The sequence below is a fragment of the Streptomyces sp. 891-h genome (assembly GCF_022760275.1).
Taxonomy (GTDB): Bacteria; Actinomycetota; Actinomycetes; order Streptomycetales; family Streptomycetaceae; genus Streptomyces; species Streptomyces spirodelae.
Genome location: NZ_CP050693.1, coordinates 7416684 through 7436641, shown reverse-complemented (window position 1 = coordinate 7436641; position 19958 = coordinate 7416684). Strand labels below are relative to the sequence as shown.

Below are 19958 nucleotides of genomic sequence, written 5' to 3'. Positions count from 1 at the left end.
CTTCCGGTGTCAGGTCAGGAAGAGCGCTGCGATACCCGCACCGGTGAGGAGGGCGTCGATCTGCGCTTGGGGCAGTGCCTGGGGGTCGGGGGTCCCGGGTTTGGGAAAGGCCGCGACCAGTGCGTGTGCCGCGCGCCGGACCGCGAAACCGCCGGGTGGCAGCGGGCGGTCACGCGACGCTTCGCCGATCCTGCGGGCAGCGCGCAGCACACCCGAGACATCGGCGAGGTCGCCCACCAGGACTGCGGCAGTCACAGGGACCGTGTGACTGTTGGCAGGGTGCGCCGGATCGAAGTCCGGCGGTCTGCGCAACCTGGCCTCCATGCGCAGATAATCGCCGGCTTCTCGAAGGTCCTCGACCGTGGTGAGCCCATGGGTGGCCATGAAGGCGTCCAGGTCCAGGAATCGGAACTGAGCCCGGAACTCGTCGAGCGTCGAGAACGCGCCCAGAGCCCGGACGACGAGTGACTCCAAGCCCCCCGGATCGGTCTCCGCGACGACGTCGATCTCCAACTCCGCCAGGACGTCGATCCACTCGGGGTCCGACGCGTCAACCTCCCACGCGAAATCGGAGCGGGTCGGGGCTGGCAGCACCTGCGTCCAGCTGCCGTGCCGGCGCCTGGGCCTCCGCAACGGTTGGGCGAGCCGGATGCTCGTGACCCGGAGGTCCTTCACCGAGTCGATACGCTCATGTTCCAGCTCATAGCTCTGCCTGAGAAGCAATTGCGCGCGCGGAGCAAGCAGCTCGGCCAGTGCCCTGGTGTCAGCCAGCTGGGACAACGCGCGGTCTTGGACGACTCCCATCGTGTCCTCCACACGGTGAGCCCAAGGGTTCCGGCCTTGCGGACTCATTGGTGCATAGTTGTGCAAACCGTTGCAAGAATCCCGGCTGCCACGGGCTCTCAGCACCCTTCGGATGGAGTATTGGAAATCCCAGGCATCGGCCGTGCAACGGCGGGCAACCTGTCTCGTCGGTTGTCCTGAGCCCGTGTCCGGCGTGGTGAGGCGGAGGCGAAGTCGACAGCCCTATCGCTGGTCTGTCATCTGGTCGAGAGTGGGTGGATGGGCCCGGCTGCATGAACCGGCGCTGCACCGGGTCAATGACGTCGGCCTCATCGACGTCACCGTGCCGTTCTCGATTCCGCCCACGGGCAGCTCCAAGGGCGGCAGTGGAGCCCGGGACTCCGAACGCGGGGCGACGTTTCTCAAAGCCCTCGATGTCAAGCGACGCTATCCGACGGCGGCGAGGACAGCGTCGTGTGTCTTGTCAGCGTGCTTACCCCTGCGAGCTGTCCGCGAAGGTGGCGACGCGACGCACTCGGTGCGCCCAGGAAGGCGAAGGCGGGCAGTGTGCGGCCCGCATCTGTGCGCCGCAGCCACGTCTCCACGGACGTCGGCTCCCCATCTGGAGAGGAAGCGGGAGGGGCGCCGTTGGACCGGATGGCGCCTCGCGCGAGAGTGTCGCTGCGTGTCCGTCAGGCGTCGAAGCGAAGGCGTGCACTCTCGATGTGGCCGAGGTGCTGGTGGGTCCAGCCGCATATGGCGTCGACCACGGTGCGCAGGGCCCGGCCCGGCTCGGTGAGGGTGTATTCGACCCGCGGCGGCACGGTGGGGTGCACCTTCCGGTCGACCAGGCCATTGCGCTCCAGCATGCGCAGGTTCTGGGTGAGCATCTTGTGGCTGACGCCCTCGACCTCGTTCCGCAGTTCGCTGAAGCGCAGGGTGCGCTCGCCGAGCGTCTCGATGATCAGGAGCGCCCATTTGTTGGCGACGTCCGAGAAGATCTCCCGCGCCAGGGAGTCTGCGCGCCGCAGGTCAGCGTCCTCGGGCAGGTCCTTGAGCAGTTGCTTGGTCACCATCAGGTTCCTCAGTCACCGAAAAGTGCGTTCTTCCAGGTCAGCCGTCACTCTCCTACAGTTCCCGAGTAACCACAAGAGAGCGACCGGAAGGGCGAGCACCGTGACCACCATTGATTCCTTCAGCTACGACGTGCCGGCCGAGAGCGACTTCGGCTACTCGCAGGCGATCAAGTCGGGCGAGCTGATCCACGTCTCTGGACAGCTCTCGTTCGACGAGGCAGGCGAGTTCCTCTACGCAGGCGACTTCGCCGCCCAGCTCAAGCAGACCTACGTCAACATGGACAAAGTTCTGGACCACTACGGCGCCACCCGGAACCAGATCGTCTCGCAGACCCTGTACCTGGTGAACCTTCAGCAGAATGCCGCAGCGACGATGGAGGGCAACCTGAGGTATTTCGGAGACCACCGCCCGGCCAGCACGGTCGTAGGCATCACTGAGCTGACCATGCCCGGCCAGCTCATCGAAATCAGCTTCATCATCGACACGAAGCTGCCCGCTTGAGGCCTCTTCCTCGCATCTCCCACAGCTGGCTGAGGGCTCCGTGCGCGGAACGGTTGCAGTGAGGCTTTTCCAACCTCGGTGACACGGGTCGATTTGGAAAGGACTCACTCAGGCGGGGGCGGACAGTCCGTACTGCCGGGCGTATGCCGCTCGGCAACTCTTCGCGCAGAAACCCATCGTCCGGCCCTCGTGCTCGAGAGTGAAGGCCCCCCGTCCCAGGCGTACGCGCATTCCGCACATCGGGTCGATCGTGACTCCTTCGGGAAGGCCGGCACTGTCGGCATTCGCGGCCTCGTTCTGCGCCCGGTACCCAGCGGTCATCTGGCCGACGACGTCGTCAGCGGTACCGGGTTTGCCATCCATCCCGATGCTCCCGTCGGCGATGCCGACGAGGTTGATCCACAGATGCCCCTCAGGGCGCTGCCACCCGTGCGAACGATCGAGGCGGCGCACTCCGCGACGCACCATGCCGATGGCGGTCCGCGGCATCTCAGCGCGCCACGCCTCCGGCACCGTGAGCGTGACCCATAGCGGCGCGGGCACGGCTCATGGTTTCCTCCGCCACACCCTCTTCGGCGCCGACCAGCACCTGACACACGTCGGCGGCGAGGTCTCTTCGGTCGTCATCGGCCAACGCGCCGCGCGGGCAGGCGATCTCGATGAGAAACATCTCGGCTCCTCCATCGCTCGGTGACACTCCGCCCTATACCCCCGGGTGGTATTCTGGCGGCCTTCCGTGAGACTTGCGCATTCCCCGGACGCGACGATTTCGGGCCGACGGCCACTGGCCCGAGCGGCGGTCACCGCGACGCGTCGATCAAGTCGGCGGCCAAGTGCGCAGCGGCGAGCGCCTCGCGGTTCCCGGTTCGCTCGAATGATTCGACGGCCGTGTCCGCGAACTTGATGACGTGCTCATCGCGGTGGTCGGCAGCCCGTTCCAGCAGGATGGTGGCAGGGTTGTCGGCGTCCAGCAGCGCGGCAGAGCGATCGCCGGGTGCCCCGGCGTAGGTGATGGTGATGGCGGCCGTGGCGGCCCACGCGGCGGCCAGGCTCGCCCGCCACATCTCGGCCGGAAGCACAGGCAGGCAGGCCAGCACCGCATTGGGTGCGGTCGCGGTATGCGCCAGGAGCACGGGCGCATGGGACCCAATCCGCAGATACCGCACGGTCGCGGCGTCGACGAGTGCCGCCAGCGCTGCGGGCACACCGTCGGCGTCATCCGGCGCGGGCAGAGCGGCGAGCGCTGCGGGCCACTGCGGCATCCGGGTGAGCCGGGTGAGCCGTTGTGCGATCAGCCCGCTGCGGTCAGGTAGTTCAGGCAGCGCGTCGAGCGCGGCGGCCGGTCCGGGCGCGGAGGAGCCGGAGATATCGGCAGGCATCGGACGCCACCTCGCCGCCCAGAACGCGAGGCCGTTGGCCAGTTCGTCGAGGGCCGGTCCGCCGACGCCGGTGCGCAGAGTGCGGACCGCATGCCCGACGCGGATGACGCCGTGTGTCGAGCCCGCAGCGATGCCGGGCAGCAGCCGCGACCACCACGTGGCGAGCGTGTCCTGCCATGGACGGCGTCGAACCTCGGCGCGGAAGAACGCCGTCCAGTCGGCGATCCTGCGCGCGTCACCGAGCGCCTCGCGCCAGTGGGCCACGGTGATCCGCTCGGAGGGCGTGGGCAGGTCGGTCAGCCGTGGCACGTAGTCGTCGAGCCAGCGCTCGATGTTCACATCGAGACCGCGTCGTGCCATCACCTCGGCCACCATCGGCCCGTGGTTGGTCAGACCGTTGTTGCCCTCCTCATCACCGCCGAATTCCGGCCCGATGTGATTCAGCCGCTCGTAAGCTGCCAGCAAGTTCTCCATCGCCGCTGTCATGGTGAAGAAGATGACAGCGACGCGCTCCGCTGCCCAACGATTAGCCTCCAGGCTAATCTTCCGGGATGATCGAGCTGGAGTTCACCCCGGCTGACTATCTGCGGATCCACTTCGCGTTCTCTCCGGTTGCCGAGGTCGTAACGAGCCTCCGCACGTTCTCCCTCGGCCGCCGCAGCGGCATACACGGACCTTGGTTCCGGTCCGTGGACTCCCGGCTCGACGGCGTGGACATGGAGCTGCTGACCGCGCTGGTGCGCCCGATCGGGTATGTACCGGACTTCTTGAACCCGCACCCGCGGGGCCGTACCGGCGACCTCGACGCCGGCCTCGAGCAGATCGCCCGCACCGACCCCGCCATCATCTCCGCGGAGCTGGCCCACTTGGCCGGACATCGCACCGCACAACAGGGGCCAGGCCACCAGCGCCGGGCCGCGCTGATGCGAGAGCTGCTGGCCGATACGTCACGTGCCATCGAGCGGATCACTACCGAACTCGCCGCCTACTCGCAGGTCGCGCTCGCACCGCACTGGCCCCGAATCCACGCGCTCCTCCAGGCCGACCTCGCGCACAGGCTGGAGGAACTCGCCTCCGCCGGGGCAGCCCGGCTGTTCGCCACGCTGCACCCCTCCGTGGCCATGCGCGGCGAGAAGCTCGCAATCGTCAAGTACTACGACGGCCGTGCCCAGCTGCGTGGCCGCGGACTGCTGCTCACGCCATGCGTGTTCGCGTGGCCAGACGTGCTGGTACGCACTGCTGACCCTCAGCCTCGCCTCACCTACTCGCCGCGCGGACTCGGCCCGATGTGGGAATCGGCACCGGACGTGAAGTCCTCACCCCTGGCCGCCGTCGTCGGCAAGACCAAGGCAGCGATCCTTGCCACTCTGGAGCTCCCCATGTCCACCACCCAGCTCGCGGCGCAGCTCGCTCTCACCGCACCAACTCTCAACGCACACCTCAAAACACTTCAGGCCGCGGCCATCCTCACTTCCCGACGCGACGGCCGGTCCGTGCTCTACCAGCGCACCCGGCTCGGCGACCAACTCGTACACGGCCAGGACTCAGGCGTCCCGTAGGACTCCGGGGGCCTGGTGGCGCCAGGTCAGTAGTGGCCCGGAGCGGCCCCTGGTGATCGGGGCGGCGTTGGTGAGGTGGAAGCCGGTGGCGCAGGCCACAGCCGTACTGGCCGCGTTGTCGGGGTTGATACGCAAGATGACCTGCTGCAGGGCCAGGGCCTGGTAGGCGTAGTCGGTCATCAGCTGTACCGCGCGGGTGGCCAGGTGCTGCCGCCGGTAACGGATGCCGACGGCGTAGGCCAGTTCGGCGTACGGGCCGCCCTGCGTGGGCCCGTCGGGGCCGGCGACGAACAACAGGATCTCGCCGAGCGCGGTATGCCCGTCGCTGGTGATGGCCAGCTGGATGCTGCGGCCCTCGGCACGGCGGGTGCGGGCCTGCTCCAGATAGGCGCGGGCAGCGGCCGGATCGAACGGGTGGTGCAGGGGTGTCCACCGGTCGACCTGGGGTTCGTCGAACAACTCCACCATCACCGGCGCATCCGCATCGTCCCACTCCCGCAACTGCAGACCCAGGCCGGTGATGCTCACGGCGGCAGGCAGACGGCCGTTGGCGGTGGGTGCGGGATCGGTCATCCTTGCTCTCCTTCGTTGTGGCACGTACGTGCGCCGGTGAGGTGGTGTGGTGCCGGGCAGCGGAGCGAAGCAGGCGCGGGCCGTCAAGGCCGGCGAGGACGGTAGAGCCCCCCGGTCGGCGACGCCCAGGAGCATCCGCGGGTGGCCGGACGGCTCCTAGGCGGAGGCGGCGGCCACGAAGAACGGAATGGCGAGGAGAAAGCGGTCGCCCTCGGCGCGCCTGCGCTGCTCGGCGAGCCACTCGTCGGCCTGATCACGGTCGACGGCGCCGCTCATACAGGCCGGCTCGGCGAGCCTGGTGAGCAGCGACAGCATCACGGGGTCGGTGAACACGCTGGTGTGCACCTCGACGGTGACGTCGTCGAAGCCACCGTCCAGGAGCAGGTTGCGGTACTGGCGGCCGGCGCGGGGTGTGCCCAGGAGGTCGGCTCGGGCGTGCACGATCGTGCGGGTGAGCTCCGCGTCGTCCGAGTCGATCATGATGGCGTCCCAGTCCTGCCCGACCAGGACGATCCTGCCGCCTGGGCAGAGGACACGTCGCGCCTCCGCCACCGCGCTGTGTGGATCCTGAAGTACGTGGAAGACCTTGTCGGCGCGGTAGCCGCGCACGCTTCCGTCGGCGAACGGCAGCTCTTCCGCCCCTGCTTGGTGGAACTCGGCCGTGGACCATCGTTCCCGAGCCGCTGTCAGCATCCACGAGTCGGGGTCCACGCCCACCGCGTGGACCCCGCGCTCGGCCAGCTCGGCAACGGCGCGTCCGGCGCCGCAGCCGACGTCCACAACAGTCGAGCCCGGGACGGGAGACAGCAGTTCGTAGGAGCGGGCCCGTAGCCGGGTGGCGCTCGGTATCTGGTCCGCCGCGTCGAGGACGGCCAGCATGGCCTGGGTGTCGCGGTGCTCTTCCACCGCTTCCTGGTTCTTGGACATGGACGCAAGGCTGCGACTTAATGTCGGCATGAAGTCAAGCGACGCCAGCAGCGTCGGTGCGATGAGCATTGGCGCCCTTGCGGCACGGTTCGGTCTGGCCACGCACGTCCTGCGGCATTGGGAGTCGATGGGCCTGCTGCACCCGGCACGGGACGCGGGCGGGCGCCGCCGCTACGGTGCGGACGACCTCACCCGGGTGGCGATAATCCTCCTTTCCAAGGAAGCCGGCCTCAGCCTGGACACCATCAGGAGCCTGTCCGCCACTGTCGACCGCGCCACCCGGCACAAGGTCCTGCGTGCCGAGGCCGAGGAGCTCCGATCAAGAATCGCTGCGGCCCAGGTCTCATTGGAGCTCATCGAGGGCGGCCTGAACTGCGCGCACGAGGATGTCACCCAGTGCCCGAACTACCAGCGGCTCATCGCCGAGCGGGTCGGCTCCCGGGTGCCGGCGCACGCGCGGGCGCGAGGCGGGAACCCGCCTGTCTCGCGGGACGATTGAGCACGGAGTCGACCGGGGAGCTAGTGATCACGGCCGTGACACCAACCTCATGAGACGGCACGGCCAAGGCAACTGCATTGGCCACTGCGGCCCCCTGGGAACACCACCCGCATCAACTGGGCGTCCCCTGCGGTAGAGAGGGCATCTGTGGCCCCTGCACGATCCGGGCTCCCCGGCTCGCTGAGGGAGTTCCGCAGCGTCCCGTGTGATTCCCTGCCCACACCGGGGGGATACGACCCGACCATGGGCTTGCCTGTTCGAGTTGGCCGGCGAGGCGGAAGAGGCGGCTCTCGAGGCCGTATCCGGCGGCGAACTGCATACCGATCGGAACCCCGGTCTCAGTGTCGGCCGTCACCGGCACGGACATGGCGGGCGTGCCCGCCGTGTTGAACGGCATGGTGAACGGCGAGCGGTCGAAGACGCGGTCGATCCAGCCGAGGCCGTCCAGCTCCTCTTCGCGCTCGGTATAGGTGCCCACTGGTGCGGGAAGCTCCGGCAGGGTCGGAGTGAGCAGTACGTCGTGGGCGTCGAAGTGCTGTGCCAGGCTCCGGGCGACCCGGTTGCGGATCGTGAGTGCGGTGATGAACTGGGCGCCGCTGACCCGCTGCCCGTAGTGGTATCCGGCAAGGGTTATCGGTTCGAGGGTTGAGGAGTCGATGGGCCGGTCGAAGGCGGTAGCCAGCTCGTCCACCGTGGCCGCGAGGTTCGTTGTGAACAGACGCGCGTTCGCCAGGACGTACTCGTCCCAGTCGGCCCCGAGGTCGACCTCGGCCTCCTCCACCTGGTGGCCGAGCGATTCGAGCAGCCGCACGGTGCGAGAGAGGGCGTCGGCCACCGGTGCGGTGGTGCGGCGTCCGCCCCAAGCCTGGGTGAGGACACCGATCCGCAGCGAGCCCGGATGGCGGGTGACCTCCTCCGCATACGGCCGGGACGGCTGCTGGGCGAAGTAGGGGTCGCCCGGTTCCGGGCCGCGGATCTGGTCGAGCAGGGCCGCACTGTCGCGTACGGTGCGGCTGACGCTGCCGTGCACGGCCAGGCCGCTGAAGACCTCGTCGAAGTCGGGACCCATGGAGACCCGGCCACGGGTGGGCTTCAACCCGAAGAGGCCGTTACAGGCGGCGGGGATACGGAGCGAGCCGGCGGCGTCGGTGCCGTGTGCGATCGGGACAACCCCGGCGGCGACAGCCGCGCCCGCGCCCCCGCTGGATCCTCCCGCACTCCGCTCCAGGTTCCACGGGTTGCGGGTCGCGCCGTACAGCACAGGTTCGGTGGTGATGCTGTAAGCCATCTCTGGTGTCGCGGTACGCCCGAACGTCACGAGGCCGGCGCGACGGAAGCGCTGCATCAGGGAGGAGTCGGCGCGCGCGACGTTGCCGGCCGCAAGGCGGCTGCCCAGTTCCATGCGCCGACCGGCCATGGAGACTCCGATGTCCTTGATCAGGAAAGGGACTCCGGCCAGCGGCGCGCCGCCGGGGTCGGGCTCGTCGTCGGTCGGCCATGTCTCCACGATGGCGTTGATCTGCGGATTGACCGCCTGCGCGGCCTCGCGTGCGGCTGCTTGCAGTTCGGCGGGGGTCACCTCGCCCTTGGCCACCAGTTCCGCGAGCCCGACCGCGTCGAAGTTCACGTACTCGGTAACTCTCACTCTCACTCCCAGCGGATTGCACGATACTGCTGAGTCCCTGACGATACCCATCGGTATCATGCGGGACTGCTTGGTATCATAGGAGCGGTGGGACAACGTCCCCGCACCCCCGACCGGACGTCACGGAGTAGGCATGGCATCGACCACCAGAAGGCCGGGCAGGGTGGCGAAACTGCCGCCTCGTGAGCGCATCCTCGACGCGGCGGAAGAGCTCTTCCAAAGCGAGGGAATCCGGCGAGTGGGTGTCCAGGCGATCGCCGAGAGGGCCGAGACCACCAAGATGGCGATCTACCGGCACTTCGAAACCAAGGACGCGCTGGTCGCGGAGTGGTTGCGGATCCTCGCCGCCGACTACCAGGCGGCCTTCGACCGGGTCCAGACGGAATACCCCGGCCGGCCCAGGGAGCAGATCCTGGGCTTGGCCCGCTTCATCGCCGAGGGGTTGCCTTCCATCTCGCACCGGGGCTGCCCGTTCATCAACTCCCTGGCCGAACTGCCCGACCGTTCCCATCCCGCACGGGAAGTGATCGAGAAGCACAAGGCCCACCAGACCCGCAGACTGGTCGCCATGTGTGCCGAGGCCGGGCTGCCCGACCCCGAGCAGGCCGCAGCCGAGATCACCTTCGTACTCGAAGGCGCGCAGGTCAGCACGCAGAACGGAAGCATCGATCAAGCGGGAGACCGCCTGATGAGAATCGTCGAGGGGATCGTGGATCGGCACCACTCCCCGCTCGGCGCATCCCGGCCGACCACCGGCTGACAGCCTCGCGTTTCAGAACCGGTCGACAACCGACCGCGGACACCCCGCGACCGCACAACACCTGAACGCTCGGTGGGCCGGTGCGAGGTCATCCAGGTTCAAGGGCGCGGGGCGTCGAACCGGACGTCAACGGCGAGCGCGGCTCTCCCTGTCGCGGAGTGGCGTGGTGGCGTCTGTCATCGGTCGTCCAGCGGCGGGCCGGGCAGGGCCAGGCTCAGCGCGTCCAGCGCGGCCGTGAAAGCGTGGTCCGGTGGGGTGCCGTATCCGATGACCAGGCCGTCCCGGAGTGGCATCGTGCTGTCGGGGTGACGGTAGGGATGCAGTCCGTCGACGGCCAGGCCGTGGCGACGGGCCGCGCGCAGGGCCGCGTCCTCGGTGTTCTCCGGCAGTTCGAGGACGGCGTGCAGTCCTGCCGCGATACCGCTGACCGCGATGTGCGGGGCGCTTTCGGCGAGCGCGCTCACCAGCAGGTCGCGGCGGCGCTGGTAGTGCTGCCGCATGCGGCGCAGGTGACGGTCGTACGCTCCGCAGGCGATGAAGTCGGCGAGGGTGAGCTGATCGACGACGCCCGACCACATTTCCCGAGGCCCCTTGGCTGCGAGGATGTCGTCGACGAGCCATCCCGGCAGCACCATCCAGCCGAGCCGCAGTGCTGGTGACAGGCTCTTGCTGGTCGAGCCGAGGTAGACGACCCGGTCGGGGTCGAGACCTTGCACCGCGCCGACCGGCTGCCGGTCGTAGCGGAACTCGCCGTCATAGTCGTCCTCCACGAGCAGCCCGCCGGAGGAGCGGGCCCAGTCGATGACCGCTGCCCGGCGTTCGGGGTGGAGCGGCCCGCCGGTGGGGAACTGGTGGGCGGGCGTGAGCAGCACGGCCCTGGCGCCGGTTTCCGGGAGTTCGTCGATGCGTGCCCCGTACGAGTCGACCGTCAGCGGAACGGTGCGCAGACCTGCCTTGTCGATGATGCTCCGGTGGAAGTCCAGTCCGTACGACTCCACCGCGACTGGACCGTTCAGCACGCTGCTCAGCAGCTCCAGCCCGTGGGCGAAGCCGGAGCAGATCACGATCCGGTCCGGAGCGGCGCGTACACCAGTCACAGGAATCCCGGGAGAATCTGCAAAAGGCGTCCTCGACCTGGGAACACATCTGGCTGATCAGCGCCGGCCTGGTCGCCTGATGCATCCGGTGTGGACGATGAGGCGCGAAACCGAGACGTGGAAGGTCACTTACGGGACAGCCCTCAAAGCGTGTTGCAGAAGGCCGTGAACTGGGCATCTCCGTGTATCGGCCCGGAGTCCTAGCTCAGACATCAGCCGCAAAGTAGCGGTGATCACGCACTCGCCGCCGTGGCGGCCTGCTCGTCGTGTTCACGCAGCATTCGCATGACGGTGGCGGGCGAGGAGTGCTGGCCCTTCTTCGCGCCCGTGGCGATGTCGCGCAGGCTCACCTCCTGGTCGCGTAGGTACTCGCGCTCCATGCCGGACATGGCCGCGAGCACGGTGAACACGATGCCGGACGGGCCGTGCGAGCCCTTCAGCTCTCCGGTGAGGAACTCCAGGCCGACGTCGCTCGTCTTGAGCTCCTCGGTGAGCATGGCGAGTTCGGTGCCACGGCCGAGCCATTTGTGCTCGTGGACGACGAGAGTGACGGCGACGTCGGAGGAGCGGATCTCCCCGGCGAGCTTGACGGCGGCCTCCAGTTCGGGGCGCCGGGTGGCACGGGTGGAGCTTCTCTCAGAGAAGACCCGGGTCACCCCGGCCTCGGCTTGCGTACGGCGTGGGTCGGCACACTGAGGACGTTGGCGAGTTGGGGCGCGCAAGTGGACATTGGGCAGTCGTGCGATTCCAGCAAGGCGGGTGGGGTTTTCATGAGCGACCACCTATGAAACGAACGCGCAAGCAGTGCGGAGCTGGCGAAGTCTCGCTCAGGCATTGCGTGCTGACGAGGGCTCGGCGAAGGCGCCGGCGGCTGCGGCGAGGGCGGCGGTTCTGGCTGCATGGCTGGGCAGTTGCGGGTCGGGTGCCGTGCGGAGGAGCAGCACCAGCTGGTGGTACAGCGGTGCGGTGGCGGTGAGGAGCAGCCGCCGGGCGTTGGTGCCTGGTGGGAGTTCGCCGCGCCGGACAGCCCGGCTGACGACGACCTCGCATCGGGCGTACCGGTCCTCCCAGAGCCGCTGTTGAGCGTCGGCGGCCTTCTCTGAGCGGAACGAGGCTGCGATGAGCGCCGTCACGATCGGGGGCTCTGCGGTCAGGGCTGTCTGGATCTCCCGGTTGAGTGCTGCCAGGTCGCCTTCCAGGGAGCCGGTGTCCAGCGGCTGCCAGTCGTCGTCGCTCGCCGCGTCGAGTACGTCGGCGAGCAGGCCACCGACGTCCCCCCAGCGCCGGTACACCGTGGTGCGGTGCACGCCAGCGCGAGCGGCGACGGTGTCGGTGGTGAGCCCGTCATAGCCGTGTTCGCCGAGCTCCGCGAGGACCGCGTCGAGTACCTGCGTACGAATACGGGCGGTGCGGCCCCCGGGGCGGCGTCGGGTCGGCGGCGGCCGGGTGCCTGCCGGTTCTTGTTCTTGTTCTGAGGGCGCGGGAGTCGTCACAGGTAGTCCGATTGATCATGGGGACGGCGTTGTGGCACCATCTTAAATCAGCAGCTGTCGCACTAGTGGAGTGATCGATGCTCATCCAAAGCGTTCGTCCGGCCGCACGGCCCTTGACGGCCGTCTCACTCTCGAATGCTTTGGAGTCCCCGCATGCCCACACAGATCTCCGCGCTCACTGTCAGCAAGTCCTTCAACGGCAGGCTCGTCCTTGATTCGGTGACCTGCTCGTTCGCCGCGGGCGAGCGCACCGGGATCATCGGTGAGAACGGATCAGGCAAGACCACCTTGGTGCGTCTGCTCGCCGGGCGTGAACGGCCCGATCAGGGCGAGGTCGTCTTCCAGGCCACCGGCGGCGTCGGGTATCTCGCCCAGGACGAGCGGAAGGAGCAGCGAGCGACCGACCAGCAGGTCATCGACCGTGCCCTGAGTGATCTACGCGCCGTCGAGCGGCGCATGCGCCGCCTCGAGGCCGCGATGTCCGACGGCGATGAGTCGGGCATGGCCGAGTACGGCGAACTGATGACCGTCTTCGAGCTGCGCGGCGGCTACGACGCCGACGCCCGCGTGGAGCGTGCCCTGCACGGTCTCGGCCTGGGTCTGGTGGGCCGTGACCGCACCGTGGGCGCCCTGTCCGGTGGAGAGCGGGTCAGGTTGCGGCTCGCGGCCGTCCTGGCGGCCGCGCCGGAGGTGCTGCTCCTTGACGAGCCGACCAACCACCTCGACGACAGCGCCCTGAGCTGGCCGGAAGAACACGTGCGCACCCGCCAGGGCACCACGGTGGCGGTCTCCCACGAGCGGGACTGCCTCGAACGCTTCGCCGCCAGCCTCCTCGAGGTGGACGCCGACCGGCTCCGCGTGGCCGCCGCGACCACCGCCCGCCACGTGGCCCCCGGCCGTGCGTTGAAGGACGGCAACCAGCAGCCCGCAGGGCGCCGTACTCGACGCCGCCGACATCGCCGTCACGGACCGGCTCGACCGCACGAGCCTGACCCTCACTGCGGGCGAGCGCCTGCTGATCACGGGGCCGAACGGAGCGGGCAAGAGCACCTTACTCCGCGTCCTGGCCGGGGAGGACGCCCCCGACGGCGGAGGTGTCACCCGCCACGGCAGGGTCGGCTACCTCCCCAGGCGCCGCGCCCCGGGGAGCCGGACGAGACCGTCCTTGCCGCCTTCGCCCGTGGACGGGCGGGGGGGGGAGCCGCCGGGCACGCCGAACGACTGCTACCCCTCGGCCTGTTCGACCGCGACCACCTCACGGTGCCGGTCTGCCGATTGTCCACCGGGCAGCGGCAGCGTCTGGCCCTGGCGCGGCTGCTCAGCGAGCCGTCAGACGTCCTGTTGCTCGACGAACACACCAACCATCTGTCGCCCGCGCTCGTCGAAGAGCTGGAGACTGCCCTGACCGGGTACGACGGCGCCCTCGTCATCGTCAGCCACGACCGCCGACTGCGTCGGCGCTGGCAGGGCGCTCACCTGGCCGTGCGGGCGACGGTGACGTCCGCCGCCAGGGCCTGAGGTCCTGACAGACCCGCGAATATCCCTTCAGGAAGGAAGCAATTCGTGATGCCACCTGTTCCCGCCGACCCGAACGTGATCCATCCGATGCCCGAGCAGCCGCGGGTGGTGCTGCTGAAGCCGCTGGTCACCTCGCCGCTGATCGAGGTCGGAGAGTTCTCCTACTACGACGACCCCGATGACCCGACCGCCTTCGAGACCCGCAACGTGCTCTACCACTACGGGCCGGAGAAGCTGGTCATCGGGAAGTTCTGCGCGCTGGGCGATGGCGTGCGGTTCATCATGAACGGCGCCAACCACCGCATGGACGGCCCCTCAACGTTCCCCTTTCCGATTATGGGCGGTTCCTGGGCCGAGCACTTCGATCTCATCACCGGCTTGCCCGGACGGGGTGACACCGTGGTGGGCCATGACGTCTGGTTCGGTTACCGGACCACGGTGATGCCGGGCGTCCGCATCGGCCACGGAGCGGTCATCGCCTCCGGCTCCGTAGTCGTCGACGACGTCCCCGACTACGGCGTCGTCGGCGGCAACCCCGCCCGCCTCATCCGCCGCCGCTACAGCGACGCCGACATCAACCGTCTCCTGGCCCTGGCCTGGTGGGACTGGCCGCTCAAGGACATCACCGAACACCTCCGCACGATCATGTCCGGCAGCGTCGACGACCTGGAGAGCGCTGCGGCCGGGCACGTGGAAACAGAACGTCTGGACCCAACAACCACCAGCCCCAGGGACCGTTGAACGAACCCGGCCCAGGACGACCCGCGCGGTGTCCCCCTCCCCTATCCGCGATCCATCGTTCCAGCACCGAGAATCGAGCTGTCAGCATGCCTGCTTCGCCCCACCACAACCCGTTCGCCGACTGGCTTCGCACCCACGCCATCCCCCTCGACCACCTCGACCCCGAGGCACCACTCGACGACCTGGAACCGCTGCGCGCCATCATCGGCGACGCACGTGTCGTCGCGATCGGCGAAAGTTCCCACTTCATCAACGAGTTCGCATCCATGCGCGAGCGCATCCTGCGGTTCCTGGCCGAGCGCTGCGGATTCACCGTCCTGGCCTTCGAGTACGGCTTCAGCGAAGGTCTCCCCCTTGACGCATGGGCCCAGGGTGAGGGGGCGGACGACGAGCTGTCGGCGCACCTCGCCGGGACGATCCCCGTGGGAGTCGGCGCGCCGCTGCGCTGGATACGCGGGCACAACCGAACCGCCTCAACACCGGTGCGCTTCACAGGCGTCGACATTCCGGCGGCCGGTGGGTCCTTGCTTCCCGCCCTGGCCCCGGTCGCCGACTACCTGCGCCGGATCGATCCCGAAATCCTGCCAGTCGTCCAGGAGGCGATGCGGATCGCCGAATCGTTCGCCGGTGGCTCCGGGGCCGTCGCCGCGCCCGCGTGGGCACGCCTGACCACCGCCGAACAGGACGCCCTCAGCGCAACCCTGACGCGCCTGCTCATCCGGTTCCGCTCCGTCGAACCGCTGTATGTTTCCCGGGGCAACCAGCACAGCTACGACATCGCCGTGCGCCGACTCGAAGGCGCCTGCCACGCCGACTACACCTTCCGTGCCATGGCCGGCCTCTTCACCGGCAAAGGGCTGACCGCCGACACCTCGGCCCGCGACGTCTACATGGCCGAGACGGTCCTGTGGCACCTGGACCGCTTCGAACCCGGGACCCGCATCGTGCTGGAGGCTCACAACGCCCACATCCAGAAGACACCGGTGTCCTTCAACGGCCACCTCACGGGACTCCCCATGGGACAGCACCTGCACCGCGCGCTCGGCGATGATTACTTCGCCCTCGGTCTGACGAGCACCAAGGGACATACCGCGGACATGCCCCGCGACGAGAGCACACCCTTCGGCTTCACCATCGACGCCACCGCGCTTGAGCCGGCCGAGCCGGGAAGCATCGAAGCCGCCTTCGCCGACGCCGAACTCGGGCTCAGTATCGCCGATCTCCACCCGGCACGCCCGCAGACGGCCCGTGGAAACGCCGACTTCGCCCCGGGCCCTGACCGCATCCGGATCCAAAGCGCCTACCTCCACACCCCCATCCTTGAGGCGTTCGACGCCATCCTCCACACCCCGATCTCCACCGTCGCCGACGACCTCAAGAGCATGTGAGAAGGGCCAATGACCCGGACGGTGAGGCCGAGCAAATACACCCGGACCCAGCGCCGGAACCATCCCTCACCGTTCCGGGAGCCGAACCCGCCGCCGGCTGGTCGCCAGCCTCCGCGGGGGTTCGGGGGGCACGGCGGTGGCCGACTCCAGGTCGATGCGCTTGCTCATGTCCAGGCGGAAGGCGCCCTACGGGTTGATGTTCGGCCAGAAAGCGCGGTCAGGCCCGCGCTTGTCCTCGCCGCTCAGCTTCTTCGCCCATGCCGGTTCGGCCAGGACCTGCTGCACCAGCAGTGTGTTGACGTGCACGAGCGCAGGCCAGCCGGGCGGGGCGTCGTCCGGGGCGGTACAGGCGGATGCTGCCGATGTTCTTCAGTCTCGGCAGTAAGCGGAAGTGGAGCAGTTCGGTGAAGGCGAACCCGACGACGCTCGCACCGTGTGTGTCGACGTAGTTCGACTCGATCTCGGCCTCGGTGCAGTACCGCAGCAAGCCCTCGATCATCGCGGCGACCTCGGCCGACGAACGGCTCTTGAGCTGGGAGTAGATACAGGCGTTCTTCCGCTCGACGTGCCAGTAGATCATCGCGCCGTTGCCGCCGTATCGGGCGTGGTACTCGGTCATGAAGTTCGAGGGCCAGGACCCGAACTTCTTCGAGTCCGACGCGCACGCGGTGTCGCGGCCCCACCATGCGGTGGTCGCGGGCGGCGAGGGTGGCGTTCACCTTCCTGGTGACGCCGGCCCGCAGGTTGTCGACGGTGATGAAGTGCCGGCGGATGTGCCGCAGCGCTGCCTCGCTCTCGCCGTGCTCGCCGGTCGCCACGATCGCCCGGATGCCCATGTGCGTGCCCACGGCGAAGAGGGCCAGCAGCAAGCGGCCCTGCAGGACGTCTCGTTCGATGCGCTCGTAGGCGGCCACCGAGGAGAACTCCTCGGTGAAGCCGGTGAGGAAGTCGACGGCACCTGGTCCCGGTAGGCGACCGCAGCGTCGGCTCCTCGTCACCAACTACCGGTTCTCGGCGAACGTGCAGGTCTTCGTGGACGCCGACACCCGCCTGGTGGTCGCGGCGGCCCGGCCGGTGCCGGTCACTGTCGCGGACGTGCACGCCTGGCGGGCCTCCGCGACTGCCGACACCACTGAAACTGCCTCCATCATGCGGTCCAGGGCGTCGTGCAGCTGTGTACCTACTAGTATGTACACTGCTTCCATGGCCCTGCGGAACGTTTCATCGAGAGCACTCGCGAACTGCTGTGGGAACGCGGCTACACCGGCACGAGCCCGAAGGTCATCCAGCAGCCAGCCGTCCTCCCGGCTCCGCAGGGCGGCCACGTCCTGGCCCGCGCCGCCGACCTGTTGCGGTCATCCGACCAGGCGATCACGGGAGTGCTGCCCTGCTGGCCGCACACGTCTCCCCACCTTCGAGCAGAGAGGTCCTGCCTTCCATGCGTGTCTCCCGTACACCACGCCCCACCGAACTCGCACCGTCCGAATGGGTTTCCGGCGCGGCATGGATCGACGAGATTGCCGCGCCCGAGGGGACGTCACGCTTCCGGGCCGACAGCGTTCACTTTGCGCCGGGCGCACGTACCGCTTGGCATCGCCACCCCTTCGGCCAGGTCCTTCACGTCACTGAGGGGACAGGGCTCGTCCAGTGCCGGGGCGGAGAGGTGCAGACCATCCGCGCCGGCGACAGTGTGCGCATCGCACCGGGCGAATGGCACTGGCACGGCGCCTCTCCCACCACCTTCATGACGCATCTCGCCATCCAGGAAGTCGCCGAGGACGGCACCGAAGCCGAACGCGGCAGCCATGTCACCGAGGCCGAATACCTCGCCAGCCTGCTTGCCCACTGATCGCCCACGAACAAAGGCAGCATCGTCGTGTATGCCAAACAGTACGAGATCCCCCTGCCCGCCGACTACGACATGGGAATCATCCGCGCACGGGTGGCCAAGGGCGGCCACATCCTCGACGACCGAGCCGGACTGGGTCTGAAGGCGTATGTCATCCGCGAACGCGGTATCGACGGCTCGCCAGTCAACCAGTACGCGCCCTTCTACCTGTGGAACGACACCGGCGCGATGGCCCACTTCCTCGTCGGTGGCGGAGGGATCCAGAACATCGTCCGGGACTTCGGCCGCCCTGTCGCCCGGCATTGGACGGGCATCGCGTGCCACGCCGGGCCCGCCCGCACGGCGCCTCCAAGGGCGGCTTCACGCCGCCTCACCTCGATACCCTCCGACGCTGACCCGGAAGGCACCGGACTGGGCCTCTCCGTGCGGATCGAGCAGGAGGTCGAACAGCTGCAACGGCTCAGCAGCCATGAAAGCGTGCACACCGCTGCGCTGGCCGTCGACCCCCACCACTGGCAACTGCTGCGGTTCGTGCTGTGGGCGGACTCCTCCGCGCCGGACAAGGAAGCGACCGAGCGCTACGAAGTGCTGCACCTGTCCGCCCCCGGCCTGGGCGACCTGCCGGAGGGACGGAACTGGTGAGCACCTTCGCACCCGACATCGTCATCGTGCGCCACGCCCTCTCTTCGTAGTCGTCCGCAGCCCCGGCGGGGTTCCCTCCGGGGCCGCGGACCACCGCCGGACGGGACGGAGGACGTGAAGCTGTAGCGGCCGGCCACGCCGAGCCACCGTGCTCGAGCGGGAAGAGCCGGGGGTTCTCGTCGCCGAGTTCATGGCCTCTGTGCGGAGTTGGAGGGTCGCGACCAGAGCACCGCAGGACAGGCTCGGTCGAGCCCCTCATCGCCTGTCGGTCTGCAGCGCCCGCTGCGGTTCTCCCAGTTGCAGGCCGGCTGCCCGACGCCCACACCCGATGGCCCGAGCGCACCAGGCACCCCCCGTACTATCCCTTCGACCGGCTGGAGCCGCACCACCTCGACCACCATCTGGAACTGCTGACCTACGAGGCGGCGGTGGAACTGACCGCGCTGGAGGAAACGGTGCGTCAGCGGGCGCAGGTCGGGTGCGGGGTTCAGCCGGTCCGGGCCTTACCGCTGACACCCGCTTCTCCCTCCGGCAGCGCCGTCGGTCCGGGCCTCCAGCGCCCTCAGCACTGCGACCATGTCCTCGTCGGCGTACCCCTGCGCCACCGTCTCACCGTAAAGGGCGTGACAGACATCGAGGAGGGGTGAGGCAAGACCCGCCTTGCGTGCGGCTTCCGCGATCAGCCGGTTGTTCTTCAGCACGTCGGCGGCTCCCGCCTGCACGGCGAAATCCCGGGTCAGCAGCTTGGGAGCCTTCATCTTGGAGACGGGACTGGCCATCGGGCCCGCCGCCAGTACCTCGAGGAACAGACGCTGGTCGAGCCCGTGGCGGTCGGCGAAGTGGAACGCCTCCGCCAGACCGGTGACGAGCGTGATCAGGAAGAGGTTCACCGACAGCTTCATCATCAGGGCGCCGGGCACGGGGCCGCAGCCGAAGGTGTCCCGGCACAGGGGAGCCAGCAGCGGGCGGACGGCCTCGACGGCGTCGTCGTCCCCCGCCAGCAGCACGACGAGTTCACCTTGCTCCGCTGGGACCCGCGAGCCGGATACCGGAGCCTCGACGTACCGGCCGCCCGCGGCACGGATGTCGCCGTGCAGACCCCGCGAGTGCTGCGGTGAGGTCGTGCCCATGTGCACGATGGTGTGCCCGGCTACGCGCGCGGGGAAATGCGGGGTGCCGCGCCCCAGGACCGTGTCAAGGGCGGTCTCGTCGGCCAGCATGCACAGCACCGTCTCCGCCCGGTCGAAGACCTCCGAGGGGTCCGCCACCGCCTCCGCTCCTGCGACACGGAGGGGCGCACATCTGGCCGGGGTGCGGTTCCAGACGACGAGTCGGGTCCCCGCACGAGCGAGGTTCAGCGCCATGGGCTGCCCCATGGCTCCGAGACCGACGAATCCCACGTACACGATGCACCGCCGTTCTCGGCTCGTCCGCAGTCGAGCCGTCTGGATGACTCACAGATCAGCGGCTCGGCGGGCAGCCGTCGTCGCCACTATGACGGTGGTCATAGTAGTCGCTGTAATGACG

At 68.7% G+C, this 19958-nt stretch carries 19 protein-coding genes and 8 pseudogenes; 13 read left to right on the top strand and 14 right to left on the bottom strand.

Annotated elements, in window-relative coordinates:
• Window positions 1-9: 9 nt before the first annotated feature.
• Window positions 10-816 (bottom strand): hypothetical protein, encoded by an 807-nt coding sequence (locus tag HC362_RS33030; RefSeq protein WP_243088014.1) that lies wholly within the window; start codon window positions 814-816, stop codon window positions 10-12.
• A 223-nt stretch (window positions 817-1039) separates the two neighbouring features.
• Here HC362_RS33030 and HC362_RS33025 point away from each other — a divergent pair.
• A pseudogene (locus tag HC362_RS33025) lies at window positions 1040-1149 on the top strand (IS5/IS1182 family transposase); the annotation flags it as partial.
• A 326-nt stretch (window positions 1150-1475) separates the two neighbouring features.
• Here HC362_RS33025 and HC362_RS33020 read toward each other — a convergent pair.
• Window positions 1476-1859 (bottom strand): helix-turn-helix domain-containing protein, encoded by a 384-nt coding sequence (locus tag HC362_RS33020; RefSeq protein ID WP_243088013.1) that lies wholly within the window; start codon window positions 1857-1859, stop codon window positions 1476-1478.
• Between the two features lie 100 nt (window positions 1860-1959).
• On the opposite strand from HC362_RS33020, the gene HC362_RS33015 reads away from it, so the two are divergent.
• Complete coding sequence (locus tag HC362_RS33015) at window positions 1960-2361, top strand: RidA family protein (RefSeq protein ID WP_243088921.1); 402 nt, start codon at window positions 1960-1962, stop codon at window positions 2359-2361.
• A gap of 108 nt (window positions 2362-2469) precedes the next feature.
• On the opposite strand, the gene HC362_RS33010 is transcribed toward HC362_RS33015, so the two are convergent.
• From HC362_RS33010 to HC362_RS33000, 3 genes are all read right to left on the bottom strand, one after another.
• Complete coding sequence (locus tag HC362_RS33010) at window positions 2470-2850, bottom strand: hypothetical protein (protein WP_243088012.1); 381 nt, start codon at window positions 2848-2850, stop codon at window positions 2470-2472.
• A 1-nt stretch (window position 2851) separates the two neighbouring features.
• On the bottom strand, window positions 2852-3031 hold the full coding sequence (locus HC362_RS33005; RefSeq protein WP_243088011.1) for a hypothetical protein: 180 nt from the start codon (window positions 3029-3031) through the stop codon (window positions 2852-2854).
• Window positions 3032-3161: 130 nt separating this feature from the next.
• Window positions 3162-4226: a questin oxidase family protein gene (locus tag HC362_RS33000; protein WP_243088010.1), complete on the bottom strand. Its 1065-nt coding sequence runs from the start codon at window positions 4224-4226 to the stop codon at window positions 3162-3164.
• A 65-nt stretch (window positions 4227-4291) separates the two neighbouring features.
• On the opposite strand from HC362_RS33000, the gene HC362_RS32995 reads away from it, so the two are divergent.
• Window positions 4292-5299, top strand: coding sequence for a helix-turn-helix domain-containing protein (locus tag HC362_RS32995; protein WP_243088009.1), 1008 nt, complete (start codon window positions 4292-4294; stop codon window positions 5297-5299).
• Here HC362_RS32995 and HC362_RS32990 read toward each other — a convergent pair.
• Together HC362_RS32990 and HC362_RS32985 are read right to left on the bottom strand one after the other, a co-directional pair.
• Window positions 5285-5872: a GNAT family N-acetyltransferase gene (locus tag HC362_RS32990; protein WP_243088008.1), complete on the bottom strand. Its 588-nt coding sequence runs from the start codon at window positions 5870-5872 to the stop codon at window positions 5285-5287. The genes HC362_RS32995 and HC362_RS32990 overlap by 15 nt on opposite strands.
• Before the next feature lie 156 nt (window positions 5873-6028).
• Window positions 6029-6799: a methyltransferase domain-containing protein gene (locus tag HC362_RS32985; protein ID WP_243088007.1), complete on the bottom strand. Its 771-nt coding sequence runs from the start codon at window positions 6797-6799 to the stop codon at window positions 6029-6031.
• A gap of 61 nt (window positions 6800-6860) precedes the next feature.
• On the opposite strand from HC362_RS32985, the gene HC362_RS32980 reads away from it, so the two are divergent.
• Complete coding sequence (locus HC362_RS32980; protein ID WP_243088006.1) at window positions 6861-7298, top strand: MerR family transcriptional regulator; 438 nt, start codon at window positions 6861-6863, stop codon at window positions 7296-7298.
• Between the two features lie 112 nt (window positions 7299-7410).
• Here the strand turns inward: HC362_RS32980 and HC362_RS32975 are convergent, their stop codons facing one another.
• Window positions 7411-8943 (bottom strand): amidase, encoded by a 1533-nt coding sequence (locus tag HC362_RS32975; protein ID WP_243088005.1) that lies wholly within the window; start codon window positions 8941-8943, stop codon window positions 7411-7413.
• 133 nt (window positions 8944-9076) lie between these two features.
• On the opposite strand from HC362_RS32975, the gene HC362_RS32970 reads away from it, so the two are divergent.
• Window positions 9077-9703, top strand: coding sequence for a TetR/AcrR family transcriptional regulator (locus HC362_RS32970; protein WP_243088004.1), 627 nt, complete (start codon window positions 9077-9079; stop codon window positions 9701-9703).
• A 176-nt stretch (window positions 9704-9879) separates the two neighbouring features.
• Here HC362_RS32970 and HC362_RS32965 read toward each other — a convergent pair.
• Window positions 9880-10794 (bottom strand): annotated as a pseudogene (locus tag HC362_RS32965) (PLP-dependent aminotransferase family protein); the annotation flags it as partial.
• Between HC362_RS32965 and HC362_RS32960 the strand changes: the two are divergent.
• A pseudogene (locus tag HC362_RS32960) lies at window positions 10791-10880 on the top strand (TetR/AcrR family transcriptional regulator); the annotation flags it as partial. The pseudogenes HC362_RS32965 and HC362_RS32960 sit on opposite strands and share 4 nt — an antisense overlap.
• A 153-nt stretch (window positions 10881-11033) precedes the next feature.
• On the opposite strand, the gene HC362_RS32955 reads toward HC362_RS32960, so the two are convergent.
• Window positions 11034-11456: a recombinase family protein gene (locus HC362_RS32955; protein WP_243088003.1), complete on the bottom strand. Its 423-nt coding sequence runs from the start codon at window positions 11454-11456 to the stop codon at window positions 11034-11036.
• Between the two features lie 171 nt (window positions 11457-11627).
• The gene (locus HC362_RS32950) at window positions 11628-12293 is read right to left on the bottom strand and encodes a TetR/AcrR family transcriptional regulator (protein ID WP_243088002.1); all 666 of its coding nucleotides are present in this window, start codon (window positions 12291-12293) and stop codon (window positions 11628-11630) included.
• A 153-nt stretch (window positions 12294-12446) separates the two neighbouring features.
• Between HC362_RS32950 and HC362_RS34995 the strand changes: the two are divergent.
• From HC362_RS34995 to HC362_RS32930, 3 genes and pseudogenes are all read left to right on the top strand, one after another.
• Window positions 12447-13811, top strand: a pseudogene (locus HC362_RS34995) (ATP-binding cassette domain-containing protein).
• Window positions 13812-13859: 48 nt separating this feature from the next.
• The gene (locus tag HC362_RS32935) at window positions 13860-14552 is read left to right on the top strand and encodes a CatB-related O-acetyltransferase (RefSeq protein WP_243088001.1); all 693 of its coding nucleotides are present in this window, start codon (window positions 13860-13862) and stop codon (window positions 14550-14552) included.
• Window positions 14553-14638: 86 nt separating this feature from the next.
• Entirely contained in the window at window positions 14639-15940 is a 1302-nt protein-coding gene (locus HC362_RS32930) for an erythromycin esterase family protein (protein WP_243088000.1), read from the top strand.
• A 217-nt stretch (window positions 15941-16157) separates the two neighbouring features.
• On the opposite strand, the pseudogene HC362_RS34990 reads toward HC362_RS32930, so the two are convergent.
• Window positions 16158-16571 (bottom strand): annotated as a pseudogene (locus HC362_RS34990) (Tn3 family transposase); the annotation flags it as partial.
• Between the two features lie 124 nt (window positions 16572-16695).
• A pseudogene (locus HC362_RS34985) lies at window positions 16696-16854 on the bottom strand (hypothetical protein); the annotation flags it as partial.
• 44 nt (window positions 16855-16898) lie between these two features.
• Here HC362_RS34985 and HC362_RS32920 point away from each other — a divergent pair.
• The 4 genes and pseudogenes from HC362_RS32920 to HC362_RS32905 all read left to right on the top strand — a co-directional run.
• Window positions 16899-17056 (top strand): annotated as a pseudogene (locus HC362_RS32920) (IS5/IS1182 family transposase); the annotation flags it as partial.
• A gap of 72 nt (window positions 17057-17128) precedes the next feature.
• Window positions 17129-17238: pseudogene (locus tag HC362_RS32915) on the top strand (TetR/AcrR family transcriptional regulator); the annotation flags it as partial.
• Between the two features lie 140 nt (window positions 17239-17378).
• A complete protein-coding gene (locus HC362_RS32910; protein WP_243087999.1) occupies window positions 17379-17789 on the top strand; it encodes a cupin domain-containing protein in 411 nt (136 codons plus the stop codon).
• Window positions 17790-17816: 27 nt separating this feature from the next.
• Complete coding sequence (locus HC362_RS32905) at window positions 17817-18431, top strand: DUF4865 family protein (protein WP_243087998.1); 615 nt, start codon at window positions 17817-17819, stop codon at window positions 18429-18431.
• Window positions 18432-18934: 503 nt separating this feature from the next.
• Here the strand turns inward: HC362_RS32905 and HC362_RS32900 are convergent.
• Window positions 18935-19837 (bottom strand): NAD(P)-dependent oxidoreductase, encoded by a 903-nt coding sequence (locus HC362_RS32900; RefSeq protein ID WP_243087997.1) that lies wholly within the window; start codon window positions 19835-19837, stop codon window positions 18935-18937.
• Between the last annotated feature and the right edge of the window lie 121 nt (window positions 19838-19958).